The organism is Pseudomonas sp. 3MA1, assembly GCF_029237275.1.
GTDB lineage: Bacteria > Pseudomonadota > Gammaproteobacteria > Pseudomonadales > Pseudomonadaceae > Aquipseudomonas > Aquipseudomonas fluorescens_AP.
Genome location: NZ_JAACFX010000001.1, coordinates 104,920 through 118,667, shown reverse-complemented (window position 1 = coordinate 118,667; position 13,748 = coordinate 104,920). Strand labels below are relative to the sequence as shown.

The 13,748-nt window shown below is 64.7% G+C and carries 12 protein-coding genes; 10 read left to right on the top strand and 2 right to left on the bottom strand.

What is annotated here, in order from left to right; all coding sequences use genetic code 11:
• The first annotated feature begins 15 nt into the window (after positions 1 to 15).
• From dapD to GWQ44_RS00500, 3 genes are all read left to right on the top strand, one after another.
• On the top strand, positions 16 to 1,050 hold the full coding sequence (gene dapD, locus GWQ44_RS00510; protein ID WP_015634328.1) for a 2,3,4,5-tetrahydropyridine-2,6-dicarboxylate N-succinyltransferase: 1,035 nt from the start codon (positions 16 to 18) through the stop codon (positions 1,048 to 1,050).
• A gap of 240 nt (positions 1,051 to 1,290) precedes the next feature.
• The gene (locus tag GWQ44_RS00505) at positions 1,291 to 2,496 is read left to right on the top strand and encodes an aminotransferase class V-fold PLP-dependent enzyme (RefSeq protein WP_275926426.1); all 1,206 of its coding nucleotides are present in this window, start codon (positions 1,291 to 1,293) and stop codon (positions 2,494 to 2,496) included.
• On the top strand, positions 2,493 to 2,897 hold the full coding sequence (locus GWQ44_RS00500) for a SufE family protein (RefSeq protein ID WP_047302034.1): 405 nt from the start codon (positions 2,493 to 2,495) through the stop codon (positions 2,895 to 2,897). The genes GWQ44_RS00505 and GWQ44_RS00500 overlap by 4 nt, the downstream gene beginning before the upstream one ends.
• Positions 2,898 to 3,027: 130 nt before the next feature.
• Here the strand turns inward: GWQ44_RS00500 and tcdA are convergent, their stop codons facing one another.
• Entirely contained in the window at positions 3,028 to 3,846 is an 819-nt protein-coding gene (gene tcdA / locus GWQ44_RS00495) for a tRNA cyclic N6-threonylcarbamoyladenosine(37) synthase TcdA (protein ID WP_253127303.1), read from the bottom strand.
• Positions 3,847 to 4,057: 211 nt separating this feature from the next.
• Here tcdA and GWQ44_RS00490 point away from each other — a divergent pair, with 211 nt between their 5' ends.
• The 4 genes from GWQ44_RS00490 to GWQ44_RS00475 all read left to right on the top strand — a co-directional run bounded on the left by GWQ44_RS00490 (position 4,058) and on the right by GWQ44_RS00475 (position 9,309).
• On the top strand, positions 4,058 to 6,649 hold the full coding sequence (locus GWQ44_RS00490; protein WP_047302032.1) for a glycosyltransferase: 2,592 nt from the start codon (positions 4,058 to 4,060) through the stop codon (positions 6,647 to 6,649).
• A gap of 234 nt (positions 6,650 to 6,883) precedes the next feature.
• On the top strand, positions 6,884 to 8,035 hold the full coding sequence (gene dapE / locus GWQ44_RS00485; RefSeq protein ID WP_016962570.1) for a succinyl-diaminopimelate desuccinylase: 1,152 nt from the start codon (positions 6,884 to 6,886) through the stop codon (positions 8,033 to 8,035).
• The gene (locus GWQ44_RS00480; protein WP_016962569.1) at positions 8,035 to 8,844 is read left to right on the top strand and encodes a putative RNA methyltransferase; all 810 of its coding nucleotides are present in this window, start codon (positions 8,035 to 8,037) and stop codon (positions 8,842 to 8,844) included. Before dapE ends, GWQ44_RS00480 begins: the two co-directional genes overlap by 1 nt.
• Before the next feature lie 87 nt (positions 8,845 to 8,931).
• Positions 8,932 to 9,309, top strand: coding sequence for a hypothetical protein (locus tag GWQ44_RS00475; RefSeq protein ID WP_016962568.1), 378 nt, complete (start codon positions 8,932 to 8,934; stop codon positions 9,307 to 9,309).
• A 97-nt stretch (positions 9,310 to 9,406) separates the two neighbouring features.
• Here GWQ44_RS00475 and GWQ44_RS00470 read toward each other — a convergent pair whose 3' ends face one another.
• The gene (locus GWQ44_RS00470; protein ID WP_011059510.1) at positions 9,407 to 9,616 is read right to left on the bottom strand and encodes a cold-shock protein; all 210 of its coding nucleotides are present in this window, start codon (positions 9,614 to 9,616) and stop codon (positions 9,407 to 9,409) included.
• A gap of 259 nt (positions 9,617 to 9,875) precedes the next feature.
• Between GWQ44_RS00470 and plsB the strand changes: the two genes are divergently transcribed.
• From plsB to GWQ44_RS00455, 3 genes are read left to right on the top strand one after another with little or no spacing between them, the layout of a single operon-like run.
• Positions 9,876 to 12,380, top strand: a complete 2,505-nt coding sequence (gene plsB / locus GWQ44_RS00465) for a glycerol-3-phosphate 1-O-acyltransferase PlsB (RefSeq protein ID WP_103741050.1) — start codon at positions 9,876 to 9,878, stop codon at positions 12,378 to 12,380.
• Between the two features lie 52 nt (positions 12,381 to 12,432).
• Positions 12,433 to 12,831, top strand: a complete 399-nt coding sequence (locus GWQ44_RS00460) for a YbaY family lipoprotein (protein WP_275926425.1) — start codon at positions 12,433 to 12,435, stop codon at positions 12,829 to 12,831.
• Between the two features lie 24 nt (positions 12,832 to 12,855).
• Complete coding sequence (locus GWQ44_RS00455; RefSeq protein WP_016967744.1) at positions 12,856 to 13,545, top strand: DUF4197 domain-containing protein; 690 nt, start codon at positions 12,856 to 12,858, stop codon at positions 13,543 to 13,545.
• Positions 13,546 to 13,748: the final 203 nt, after the last annotated feature.

Below are 13,748 nucleotides of genomic sequence, written 5' to 3'. Positions count from 1 at the left end.
GCAAGAGGTAACTGCATGTCCACTACCCTGTTCAGCCTGGCATTCGGTGTCGGCACCCAAAATCGTCAAGGCGCCTGGCTGGAAGTGTTCTACGCATCGCCATTGCTCAATCCTGCCGCCGAAATCGTTGCCGCTGTCGCACCGATCCTCGGCTACAGCGAAGGCAACCAGGCCATCACCTTCACCACCGCCCAGGCCGCGCAAATGGCCGACGCACTGAAGAGCATCGACGCCACCCAGGCCGCCCTGCTGACCCGCCTGGCCGAAAGCCACAAGCCGCTGGTCGCCACCCTGCTGGCCGAAGACGCTCAACTGACCTCCACGCCTGAGGCCTACCTCAAGCTGCACCTGCTGTCCCACCGCCTGGTCAAGCCGCACGGCCTGAGCCTGGCCGGGGTGTTCCCGCTGCTGCCGAACGTGGCCTGGACCAGCCAGGGCGCGATCGATCTGGGCGAGCTGGCCGAGCGTCAACTGGAAGCCCGCCTGCGCGGCGAACTGCTGGAAGTGTTCTCGGTGGACAAGTTCCCGAAGATGACCGACTACGTGGTGCCGAGCGGCGTGCGTATCGCCGACAGCGCGCGGATCCGCCTGGGCGCCTACATCGGCGAAGGCACCACCGTGATGCACGAAGGTTTCGTCAACTTCAACGCTGGCACCGAAGGCCCGGGCATGATCGAAGGCCGTGTATCGGCGGGCGTGTTCGTCGGCAAGGGTTCGGACCTGGGCGGCGGCTGCTCCACCATGGGCACCCTGTCGGGTGGCGGCAACATCGTAATCAAGGTCGGCGAAGGCTGCCTGATCGGCGCCAACGCCGGTATCGGTATCCCATTGGGTGACCGCAACACCGTGGAATCGGGCCTGTACGTGACCGCCGGCACCAAGGTGGCGCTGCTGGACGAGAACAACCAGCTGGTCAAGGTGCTCAAGGCCCGTGAACTGGCCGGCCAGCCGGACCTGCTGTTCCGTCGCAACTCGGAAACCGGCGCCGTGGAGTGCAAGACCCACAAGTCGGCCATCGAGCTCAACGAAGCGCTACACGCTCACAACTAGGCCTGTAGGAAAACTCGCCGAGCAAAGATCAGGCAAGGCAAAAGCAGGCGAGGAAGCGCAGTGTAGGGACCTACATGAGCATTCCGAGCCTGCTTCTGCGTAACGCCGAAGGCGCCCAGCGCGCCGCATGGTCGAAGCGCAGGCAGTTTTCCTGCAGAGCCGAAGCAGCGATTCGGTTTCACTGGAACAGGCCGGGCGCTTATCATCGGCGCCCGGCCTGTTCAAACGAGTTCTGCCACCATGCTTGTACCCTCCCCCTGGCGCGCCGACTTCCCGGCCATCGCCGCCCTGCAACGCCAGGACCAGACCTACCTGGACAACGCCGCCACCACGCAAAAGCCCCAAGCCCTGCTGGACGCCCTGGCCCACTACTACGCCAATGGCGCGGCCAATGTGCATCGCGCGCAACACCTGCCCGGCGCCCACGCCACCCAGGCCTTCGAGGACAGCCGCAGCAAGGTCGGCCAGTGGCTGAATGCCGGTGACAGCGGGCAGATCGTCTTCACCCACGGCGCGACCTCCGCGCTGAATCTCCTGGCCTATGGCCTGGAGCACCAATTTTCCCCGGGCGATGAAATCGTCATCAGCGCCCTGGAGCACCACGCCAACCTGCTGCCCTGGCAGCAACTGGCCGCCCGGCGTCAACTCAAGCTGATCGTCCTGCCGCTGGATGCCGACGGCTTGCTCGATATCGAAGCGGCCAGCCAGCTGATCGGCCCGAGAACCCGGCTGCTGGCGCTGAGCCAGCTGTCCAACGTGCTCGGTGCCTGGCAGCCCTTGAGCCCACTGCTGGCCATGGCCAAGGCCCAGGGTGCACCGACCGTGATCGACGGCGCCCAGGGTGTGGTCCATGGCCGTCATGACGTGCAGGCCCTGGGCTGCGACTTCTATGTGTTCTCCAGCCACAAGCTCTACGGCCCGGACGGGGTCGGCGTGCTATTTGGCCGCCACGAGGCACTCAAGGGGCTGCGCCACTGGCAGTTCGGCGGCGAAATGGTCCAGAACGCCGACTACCATCACGCCAGCTTCCGCCCCGCCCCCCTGGGCTTCGAGGCCGGCACCCCGCCGATTGCCGGGGTCATCGGCCTGGGCGCGACCCTGGATTACCTCGCCGGCCTGGATCAACAGGCCGTGAGCGCCCATGAAGCGGCGCTGCACGCCTACCTGCTGCACGGCCTGCAAGCGCGCAAGGGCATCCGCCTGTTGGGCGCGCCGCAAGTGGCCCTGGCCAGCTTCGTCGTCGACGGCGTGCACAACGCCGATCTGGCCCACCTGCTGACCGAACAAGGCATTGCCGTGCGCGCCGGGCATCACTGCGCCATGCCGCTGATGCAGAGCCTGGGGCTGGCCGGAGCGATCCGCGTGTCCCTGGCGCTGTACAACGACTCCGAGGATCTGGAGCGCTTCTTCGAGGCCCTGGATCAGGCCCTGGAGTTGCTGCGATGAGCCTGCCGGCGGATGCTGTCGCCGCCCTGGAAGTGTTCCAGGGCGCTGCCGGCTGGGAACAGCGGGCGCGCCTGCTGATGCAATGGGGCGAGCGCCTGCCGGCCCTGAGCGAGGACGACAAGGTCGACGCCAATCGAGTCCATGGCTGTGAAAGCCAGGTCTGGCTGGTGGCGGCCCTGGAAAATGGTCATTGGCAGTTTGCCGCCGCCAGCGACGCACGGCTGATTCGCGGCCTGGTGGCCTTGCTGCTGGCCCGGGTCAACGGCCTGACGGCGCAGCAGTTGCGGGAAGTGGACCTGGCGGACTGGTTCAACCAGTTGGGCCTGTCGCGCCAGCTTTCGCCGTCGCGCAGCAATGGCCTGAACGCGGTGCTGCAGCGCATGGGCGAACTGGCTCTATAGGAGCACCCTCTGCGCCCTACCGTAGGAGCCGGCTTGCCGGCGAACAGGGCCTCAAGCCGAGCATCGCCCTCTGGGTCCCTTTCGCTGGCAAGCCAGCTCCTACAACAGCCAGCGTCCGTGCAAGCCGGCCTTATGCGCTGGGCTTGCTGCGTTCGGACGGGCGGCGCACGCCGGCAACAATCTTGTCCACCGCCTTGGTCGCCGCCACCATGCCAAAGGTCGCGGTGACCATCATCACCGCGCCAAAACCGCCGGCGCAGTCGAGCTTGACACCATCGCCGACAAAGCTCTTCTGCAGGCAGATGCTGCCGTCCGGCTTCGGGTAGCGCAGCTGCTCGGTGGAAAACACGCAGGGCACGCTGTAATGCCGGGTCACGGTGCGCGAGAAGCCATAATCGCGGCGCAACGTGGAACGCACCTTGGAGGCCAGCGGGTCATTGAAGGTGCGGTTCAGGTCGCAGACCTGGATCAGCGTCGGATCGATCTGCCCGCCGGCGCCGCCGGTGGTGATGATCTGGATCTTGCGCCGCTTGCACCAGGCGATCAGCGCCGCCTTGGCATTGACGCTGTCGATGCAGTCGATCACACAGTCGATGTTCGGGGTGATGTATTCAGCCATGGTTTCGCGGGTGACGAAGTCCGCCACCGCGTGCACGCGGCAATCCGGGTTGATGCCGCGCAAGCGCTCGGCCATGACCTCGACCTTGGGCTTGCCCACGGTGCTGTCCAGGGCGTGCAACTGACGGTTGCTGTTGCTGACGCAGACATCGTCGAGGTCGAACAGCGAGATCTCGCCTACCCCGCAACGGGCGATGGCTTCCGCCGCCCAGGAGCCGACCCCGCCGACACCGACGATCGCCACATGGGCCGCCCGCAACCGCTCCAGGCCTTCAATGCCATACAAACGGGCGACGCCGGCAAACCGTGGATCTTCTGTACTCATGACCATCACCTAAAAAACCGGCGCGCATTATAGGGTGCGGAAGCGACAAGTTTTAAGCCGCCAGCTACAAGTAAAGAACTTAAACGCAATTCCAGTGCCCAAGGTCTGGCTTTCCTCTGTGCGCTGTACGCTCAGTTGAGGGCCGGTGTAGGATGCCCGCCGTTTGGCGCCTGCCAACCCTTCCCTCGTTCCACACCTTTTGGAACCCGAAATAGCTATGTCATCGCGTAAATTTGGACTCAACCTGGTGATAGTGCTGGCCATTGCCGCGCTCTTTACCGGCTTCTGGGCGTTGATCAATCGCCCGGTCTCGGCCCCCGACTGGCCGGAACAGATCTCCGGTTTTTCCTACTCGCCTTTCCAGCAGGGCCAGTTCCCGCAGAAGGACCAGTACCCGTCCGACGATGAAATGCGTCGCGACCTGGAGATCATGAGCAAACTGACGGACAACATCCGTACCTATTCGGTGGACGGCAGCCTGCAGGATATTCCCAAGCTGGCGGAAGAGTTCGGCCTGCGCGTGACCCTGGGCATCTGGATCAGCCCGGACCTGGAGCGCAACGAGCGGGAAATCATGCGCGCCATCGAACTGGCCAACAGCTCGCGCAGCGTGGTGCGGGTGGTGGTGGGTAACGAAGCGATCTTCCGCAAGGAAATCACCGCCGACCAGTTGTCGGTGCTTCTCGACCGGGTCCGCGCCGCGGTGAAAGTCCCGGTCACCACCTCGGAACAGTGGCACGTCTGGGAAGAGCACCCGGAGCTGGCCAAGCACGTCGACCTGATCGCCGCGCACATCCTGCCCTACTGGGAGTTCATCCCGATGGACAAGGCCGGGCAGTTCGTCCTCGACCGCGCCCGGGACCTGAAGAAGATGTTCCCGAAAAAACCGCTGCTGCTGTCCGAAGTGGGCTGGCCGAGCAACGGCCGTATGCGCGGTGGCGCCGACGCCAGTCCGGCGGACCAGGCGATCTACCTGCGGACCCTGGTCAACAAGCTCAACCGCCAGGGCTACAACTACTTTGTCATCGAAGCCTTCGACCAGCCGTGGAAGGCCAGCGACGAAGGTTCGGTGGGCGCCTACTGGGGCGTGTTCAACGCCGCGCGCCAACAGAAATTCAACTTCGAAGGCCCGGTGGTGGCGATCCCGCAATGGCGGGTGCTGGCCATCGGTTCGGTGGTGCTGGCGCTGCTGTCGCTGACCCTGCTGATGATCGACGGCTCGGCCCTGCGCCAGCGTGGCCGGACCTTCCTGACCTTCATCGCGTTTCTCTGCGGTTCGGTGCTGGTGTGGATCGGCTACGACTACAGCCAGCAATACAGCACCTGGTTCAGCCTGACCGTGGGCTTTTTGCTCGCGCTCGGTGCGCTGGGGGTGTTCATCGTGCTGCTGACCGAGGCCCATGAGCTGGCCGAGGCGGTGTGGATCCACAAGCGCCGGCGCGAGTTCCTGCCGGTGGAAGGCGACTCCAACTACCGGCCGAAAGTCTCGATCCACGTGCCTTGCTACAACGAGCCGCCGGAGATGGTCAAACAGACCCTCAATGCCCTGGCCAACCTCGATTACCCGGACTTCGAAGTCCTGATCATCGACAACAACACCAAGGACCCGGCGGTCTGGGAGCCGGTGCAGGCCTATTGCGAAACCTTAGGGCCGCGCTTCAAGTTCTTCCACGTCGCGCCCTTGGCCGGCTTCAAGGGCGGCGCGCTGAACTACCTGCTGCCGCACACCGCCAAGGATGCCGAAGTGATCGCGGTGATCGACTCCGACTACTGCGTCGACCGCAACTGGCTCAAGCACATGGTGCCGCACTTCGCCGATCCGAAGATCGCCATCGTGCAGTCGCCCCAGGACTACCGCGACCAGAACGAAAGCACCTTCAAGAAGCTCTGCTACGCGGAATACAAGGGCTTCTTCCATATCGGCATGGTCACCCGCAACGACCGCGACGCGATCATCCAGCACGGCACCATGACCATGACCCGGCGCTCGGTGCTGGAAGAATTGGGCTGGGCCGACTGGTGCATCTGCGAAGACGCCGAGCTGGGCCTGCGGGTGTTCGAGAAAGGCCTGTCGGCGGCCTACCACCACGAAAGCTACGGCAAGGGCCTGATGCCCGACACCTTCATCGACTTCAAGAAGCAGCGCTTCCGCTGGGCCTATGGCGCGATCCAGATCATCAAGCGCCACACCGCCAGCCTGCTGCGCGGCAAGGACACCGAGCTGACCCGTGGCCAGCGCTACCACTTCCTCGCGGGCTGGCTGCCGTGGGTGGCCGATGGCATGAACATCTTCTTCACCGTCGGCGCCCTGCTGTGGTCGGCGGCGATGATCATCGTGCCGCAACGGGTCGACCCGCCGCTGCTGATCTTCGCCATCCCGCCGCTGGCGCTGTTCGTGTTCAAGGTCGGCAAGATCATCTTCCTCTACCGTCGGGCGGTGGGGGTCAACCTCAAGGACGCGTTCTGCGCGGCCCTGGCCGGCCTGGCGTTGTCCCACACCATCGCCAAGGCGGTGCTGTACGGCTTCTTCACCAGCAGCATCCCGTTCTTCCGCACGCCGAAGAACGCCGACAACCACGGCTTCTGGGTAGCGATCTCGGAAGCCCGGGAAGAGCTGTTCATCATGCTGCTGTTGTGGGGCGCGGCGCTGGGGATCTTCCTGGTGCAGGGCCTGCCGAGCAACGACATGCGCTTCTGGGTGACCATGCTCCTGGTGCAGTCGCTGCCCTATGTGGCGGCGCTGGTCATGGCCTTCCTTTCGTCGTTGCCAAAACCGGCGGAACACCCCGAGCCGGCTCCAGCCGCCTAAATCGACGCAAAGTACTAAACGGCGGCCTCAGGCCGCCGTTTTGCTTTAAGATATCCGCCATTTTGCGCGCCTAGCCCCGCAGCTCTCCCTGTAGGAGCGAGCGTGCTCGCGATAGAGGTCAAGAATGACGCCAGCACCTGATGCTCTGCGCCGCTCTTGAGTCCATCGCGAGCACGCTCGCTCCTACAACAAGAAAAGAGCCGCGCCTGATCTTGCCTTGCACCGGAGTTCCCCATGACGGCCCACGCCGAGCTTTCGCCGACCCTGCAACTTGCCTGTGATCTGATCCGTCGCCCCTCGGTGACGCCGGTCGACGCCGATTGCCAGAAGCTGATGATGCAGCGCCTGGGCGATGCCGGCTTCAAGCTGGAACCAATGCGCATCGAGGACGTGGACAACTTCTGGGCCACCCATGGCCAGCATGAAGGCCCGGTGCTGTGCTTTGCCGGGCACACCGACGTGGTGCCCACCGGCCCGGTCCAGGCCTGGCAGAACGACCCGTTCGAAGCCCTGATCGATGAACACGGCATGCTCTGCGGCCGTGGCGCGGCGGACATGAAAGGCAGCCTGGCGGCCATGCTGGTGGCCGCCGAGCGCTTTGTCGCCGACTACCCGGACCACAAGGGCTCGGTGGCCTTCCTCATCACCAGCGACGAAGAAGGTCCGGCGCACCACGGCACCAAGGCCGTGGTGGAACGCCTGGCGGCGCGCAAGGAGCGTCTGGACTGGTGCATCGTCGGCGAGCCTTCGAGCACCAGCCTGGTGGGCGACGTGGTCAAGAACGGCCGCCGCGGCTCCCTCGGCGCCAAGCTCACGGTGCGCGGGGTACAGGGCCATGTGGCCTACCCGCACCTGGCGAAGAACCCGATCCACCTGGCGGCGCCGGCCCTGGCGGAACTGGCGGCCGAGCACTGGGACGACGGCAATGCCTTCTTCCCGCCCACCAGCTTCCAGATCTCCAACCTCAATTCCGGCACCGGCGCCACCAACGTGATCCCCGGTGATCTGGTGGCGGTGTTCAACTTCCGCTTCTCCACCGAATCCACCGTGGAAGGCCTGCAGCAACGAGTTGCCGCGATCCTCGACAAGCACGGCCTGGACTGGCACGTGGACTGGGCCCTGTCCGGGCTGCCGTTCCTCACCGAGCCCGGCGCCCTGCTGGACGCGGTTTCGGCCAGCATCAAGCAGGTCACCGGCCGCGAAACCAAGGCGTCCACCAGCGGCGGTACGTCCGACGGGCGTTTCATCGCCACCCTGGGCACCCAGGTGGTGGAGTTGGGCCCGGTCAACGCCACGATCCACCAGGTCAACGAGCGGATCCTGGCCAGCGACCTGGATGTGCTGACCGAGATCTACTACCAGACGCTCGTCAAGTTGCTTGCCTGATGCTGGCCTGTCCTCTTTGCAGCGCCCCGCTGAATGCCGTGGACAACGGCGTGGTCTGCCCGGCCGGGCATCGCTTCGACCGCGCACGCCAGGGCTACCTGAACCTGCTGCCGGTGCAGCACAAGAACAGCCGTGACCCGGGCGACAACCAGGCCATGGTCGAGGCCCGCCGCGACTTCCTCAACGCCGGGCACTACGCCCCGGTGGCCCGGCGCCTGGCCGAGCTGGCGGCCGAACGCGCGCCCCAGCGCTGGGTCGACATCGGCTGTGGCGAGGGTTACTACACCGCGCAGCTGGCCGAGGCCCTGCCCGGTGCCGACGGCTACGCACTGGATATTTCCCGGGAAGCGGTGAAACGCGCCTGCCGCCGCGCGCCGCAACTGACCTGGATGGTCGCCAGCATGGCGCGCATCCCCCTGGCCGATGCCAGCTGCCAGTTTCTCGCCAGCGTCTTCAGCCCCCTGGACTGGCTGGAGGCCAAGCGCCTGTTGAGTCCCGGCGGCGGCCTGATGAAAGTCGGCCCGACCAGCGGCCACCTGATGGAGCTGCGCGAGCGCCTGTACGACGAAGTGCGCGAGTACACCGACGACAAGCACCTGGCCCTGGTGCCTGAGGGCATGACCCAGGCCCACAGCGAAACCCTGGAGTTCAAGCTGCGCCTGGAGCGCCCGGAAGATCGCGCCAACCTGCTGGCCATGACCCCTCACGGCTGGCGCGCCAGCGCCGAACGCCGGGCCGCGGTGATCGAGCAAACCGAGCCTTTCGAGGTCAGCGTGTCGATGCGCTACGATTACTTCGTGCTGCAATAACCCCCACTAGAACCCACGACTTCGGGCATCGGCCCGGGGTCGAAGAAATCCGCGAATGGATTTTTCAGACCGGCAATGAGGACATCCATGCGCCAGCCCGATATCGAGATTTACCTGAAAGACGCCGACGTCGACTACAAGGCCATCGCCGCCTGGCTCGGCGCCGTGCTCGGCCCTTGCAGCGACTGGGTGCAAAAGGGCCAGACCTACAAATGCACCGCAGGCTCGGTACCCGTGACCTGGCTGCCCAAAGCGGTGGGCAAGTGGAACAGCCTGTACCTGGAAAGCGACCAGACCCCGTGGGATGACGACATCGCCTGCGCCCGCGCCGCCTTTGCCGCCTTGAACGTGGAAGTGCGCTGCGCACCGGGCAGCTGGGTCGAGGAAGAAGGTGAAGAGTCCGCCGATCGCTGGATTCGCATCAGCGCCGACGGTGAAGAAGAGATTACCTGGCGCACCGCCTGACGATCCGGTAGGAGCCGGCTTGCCGGCGAAGAGGCCGTCAAGACTTGCGTTCGATAGACGGGCGCCTTCGCTGGCAAGCCAGCTCCTACAAGGTTGGTTACAGGCCGACGACGTCTTCGGCCTGCAGACCTTTCTGGCCTTCAACCACGGCGTACTCCACCTGCTGGCCTTCGGTCAGGGAGCGGTGGCCTTCGCCACGGATCGCCCGATAGTGGACAAACACGTCCGCCCCACCTTCCCGCTGAATAAAGCCGTAGCCCTTGGCGTCGTTGAACCACTTCACATTGCCGGTCTCACGAGTAGTCATGAATCCATACCTCATTTTTTTATTATTGGCCGGATGCACTGCCACCCAGCCTTGAGAACTTTCCCTCGACCTGCCTCTCTATGACAGGAGGCAACACGGCCGCTGGAGAGTCGGCCGAGTATATGACAGGCGTAAAAACTCTCAACTCAATCTTGTTTCGGCGCTTTTTTGCCGATTTTCGACGAATCCGGCACACTACCGGCCCCGAGCAGGTGCTCGGTTTTGTGTTCATCCACATATTCACTCACGCAGAAGCCGTATGACCCGCTCCCCGATCCGCCGTCTCGTGTTTGGCACCTTGCGCCGCCTGCTGTACCTCTGGGTGCGCTCGGAAACCATCAACCAGTCGTCCTTCACCCTCGACCTCGACCGCAGCCGGCCGGTGTTCTACGTCCTGCAAAACCCGTCCCTGACTGATCTGGCGGTGGTCGATACTGAATGCACCAAGGCCGGGCTGCCACGCCCGGTACTGCCGGTGTCGGTGGGCAATCTGCTGGAGCCCGCGGCCTTCTTCTACCTGACCCCGGAGCCCGACTGGCTCGGCCGGCAGGACAAGCGCGGGGCGCCACCGACCCTGACCCGGCTGGTCAGCGCCCTGACCCAGAACGCCGCCGAAGATGCGCAGATCATTCCGGTCAGCGTGTTCTGGGGCCAGTCTCCGGACAGCGAGTCCAGCCCGTGGAAACTGCTGTTCGCCGACAGCTGGGCGGTCACCGGGCGCCTGCGCCGGCTGCTGAGCATCATGATCCTGGGGCGCAAGACCCGGGTGCAGTTCTCCGCGCCGATCAACCTGCGCGAACTGATCGAACACAACAAGGGCCACGAGCGCACCGTGCGCATGGCCCAGCGCATCCTGCGGGTGCACTTTCGCAACCTCAAGGCGGCGGTCATCGGCCCGGACATTTCCCACCGGCGCAACCTGGTCAAGGGCCTGCTCAACCAGCCCCTGGTGAAACAGGCGATTCTGGATGAGGCCGAGCGCGAGAAGATCTCCCCGGAAAAGGCCAAGGCCCAGGCCCTGCGCTACGGCAACGAGATCGCCTCGGACTACACCTACACCGCGATCCGCTTCCTGGAAGTGGTACTCAGCTGGTTCTGGAACAAGATCTACGACGGGATCAAGGTCAACCACCTCGAAGGCGTGCAGAAGATCGCCCAGGGTCACGAAGTGATCTACGTGCCCTGCCACCGCAGCCATATCGACTACCTGTTGCTCTCCTACCTGCTGTTCCGCAACGGCCTGACCCCGCCGCACATCGCCGCCGGGATCAACCTCAACATGCCGGTGATCGGTGGCCTGCTGCGCCGCGGCGGGGCCTTTTTCATGCGCCGCACCTTCAAGGGCAACCCGCTGTACACCTCGGTGTTCAACGAATACCTGCACACCCTGTTCACCAAGGGTTTCCCGGTGGAGTACTTCGTCGAAGGCGGTCGCTCGCGCACCGGACGCATGCTGCAACCCAAGACCGGGATGCTGGCCATCACCCTGCGCAGCTTCCTGCGCAATTCGCGCATGCCGATCGTTTTCGTGCCGGTGTACATCGGCTACGAGCGAGTGCTGGAAGGCCGTACCTACCTGGGCGAACTGCGCGGCGCGAGCAAGAAGAAGGAGTCGATCTTCGACATCTTCAAGGTCATCGGCGCCCTCAAACAGCGCTTCGGCCAGGTGGCGGTGAACTTCGGCGAGCCGATCAAGCTGGCGCAATTCCTCGACCAGGAGCAGCCGGACTGGCGCACTCAGGAACTGGGCCCGCAGTACCGCCCGGCCTGGCTCAACGAAACCACTAATCGCCTGGGCGAACGGGTGGCCCAGCACCTCAATGAAGCCGCGGCGATCAACCCGGTGAATCTGGTGGCCCTGGCCCTGCTCTCCACCAGCCGCCTGGCCCTGGACGAACGCGCCATGGCCCGGGTCCTGGACCTGTACCTGGCACTGTTGCGCCGCGTGCCCTACTCGCCCCACACCACGTTGCCGGAAGGCGATGGCCGGGCGCTGATCCAGCACGTCAAGGACATGGACCTGCTGGCCGAGCAAAGCGACGCTCTGGGCAAGATCCTCTACCTGGACGAGCAGAACGCCGTCCTGATGACCTACTACCGCAACAACGTGCTGCACATCTTCGCCCTGCCGGCGCTGCTGGCGAGCTTCTTCCAGAGTTCGTCGCGCATGAGCCGCGAACAGATCCTGCGCTACACCCGGGCGCTGTATCCCTACCTGCAGGCGGAGCTGTTCATTCGCTGGTCGCTGGAAGAGCTGGATGCGGTGGTGGATCAATGGCTGGAGGCCTTTGTCGAACAGGGCCTGCTGCGCTTCGAGAAAGACCTGTACCTGCGTCCGGCCCCCAGCTCGCGGCATTTTGTCCTGCTGACCCTGCTGTCCAAGAGCATTGCCCAGACCCTGCAACGCTTCTACATGGCCATTTCCCTGCTGCTCAACAGCGGCCAGAACAGCATCAGCGCCGAAGAGCTGGAAGACCTGTGCACGGTCATGGCCCAGCGCCTGTCGATCCTGCATGGCCTCAATGCCCCGGAGTTCTTCGACAAGAGCCTGTTCCGCCACTTCATCCAGACCCTGCTGGACCAGGGCGTGTTGCGCCGCGACGACGCCGGCAAGCTGAGCTACCACCCTCTGCTGGGGGAACTGGCCGAAGGCGCGGCCAAGCGCGTGCTGCCGGCGGAGATTCGCCTGTCGATCCGTCAGGTCGCCCTGCACCGCAGCGAAGATGCCGCCGAGCAGCTCGCGGCGCCGGTGCAAAGCGACTAGATTCTTATCGGCGCCGCAGGATCTGCGGCGCCCCCCGATACGGAGATCCCCAATGAAACAACTCACCCTGCTGGCGGCCACCGCGCTGCTCGGCGCCTGCCAAGCCATGCAGCCTGCGGCCAAGGCCAGCCTCGATGGTGAAGTCTTCTACCTGCAGCGCATCGCCCTGCCACCGGCCGCCACCCTGAGCGTGAGCCTGCAGGACGTATCCCTGGCGGACGCGCCGGCGCAAGTCCTGGCCGAGCAGAGCGGTCCGATCAAGGGCCAGGTGCCGCTGCCGTTCCACCTCAGCTACGACCCGGCCCAGGTCAAGCCCGGCCACCGCTACGCGGTCAGCGCGCGGATCGAGCTGGACGGCAAGCTGATGTTCATCACCACCGAACACAACGGGGTCAATCTCGACGGCAAGGATCCCCAGCCGCTGAGACTCCGTGTCGACGCTGTACGTTAACTCTCATTGTCCAAGGAAGCCGCCATGCTCCGTACTTCGCTCCGCTTCACCAGCCTGTGCGCTGGTCTGTTGATCTCCGCCAGCGCCCTGGCCCTGTCCCTCAGCGACCTGTCCCAGGGTGACGCCAGCGGCGGCCTCAAGGACGCCCTGACCCAGGGCGCGCAGATCGCCGTGAAACAGCTGGGGACCCCTGGCGGTTTCAGCAACAACCCCGATGTGCGCATCGAACTGCCGGGCAACCTGGGCAAAGTGGCGAAGAAGATGAAGCAGTTCGGCATGGGTGATCAGGTCGATCAGCTGGAAACCAGCATGAACAAGGCCGCCGAGGCGGCAGTGCCGCAAGCCCAGGCGCTGCTGGTGGATGCGGTGAAGAAAATGACCGTGGCGGACGCCAAGGGCATTCTCGCCGGTGGCAAGGACTCTGCCACCCAGTACCTGGACAAGAGCAGCCGCGAGCAGATCCGCGCCAAGTTCCTGCCGATCGTCAAGCAGGCCACCGACCAGGTGGGCCTGGCCAAGCAGTACAACTCCTTCGCCGGCCAGGCCGCGACCCTGGGTGTACTGGATGCCAAGAGCGCCAACATCGAAAGCTACGTGACCGAGCAAGCCCTCAATGGCCTGTTCGAAATGATCGGCAAGCAGGAAGAAGCCATTCGCCAGAACCCGGCGGCCGCGGCCACCAGCCTGGCCAAGAAAGTCTTCGGCACCCTGTAAAGACCTTCCCCTCAGCGGTAGGAGCCAGCTGGCTGGCGAAGGCGTCTGTAGGCAGACGCCGGCCTCAAGGGCCTGTTCGCCGGCAAGCCGGCTCCTACGCCAGGTGCAATGCGCGCCCCTTGATCACACCCGCACCGCAAAAGCTGGCTTGCCAGCGAAGGCGTCGCCAGGACAGGCGTCCGCCTCAGGGGCCTGTTCGCCAG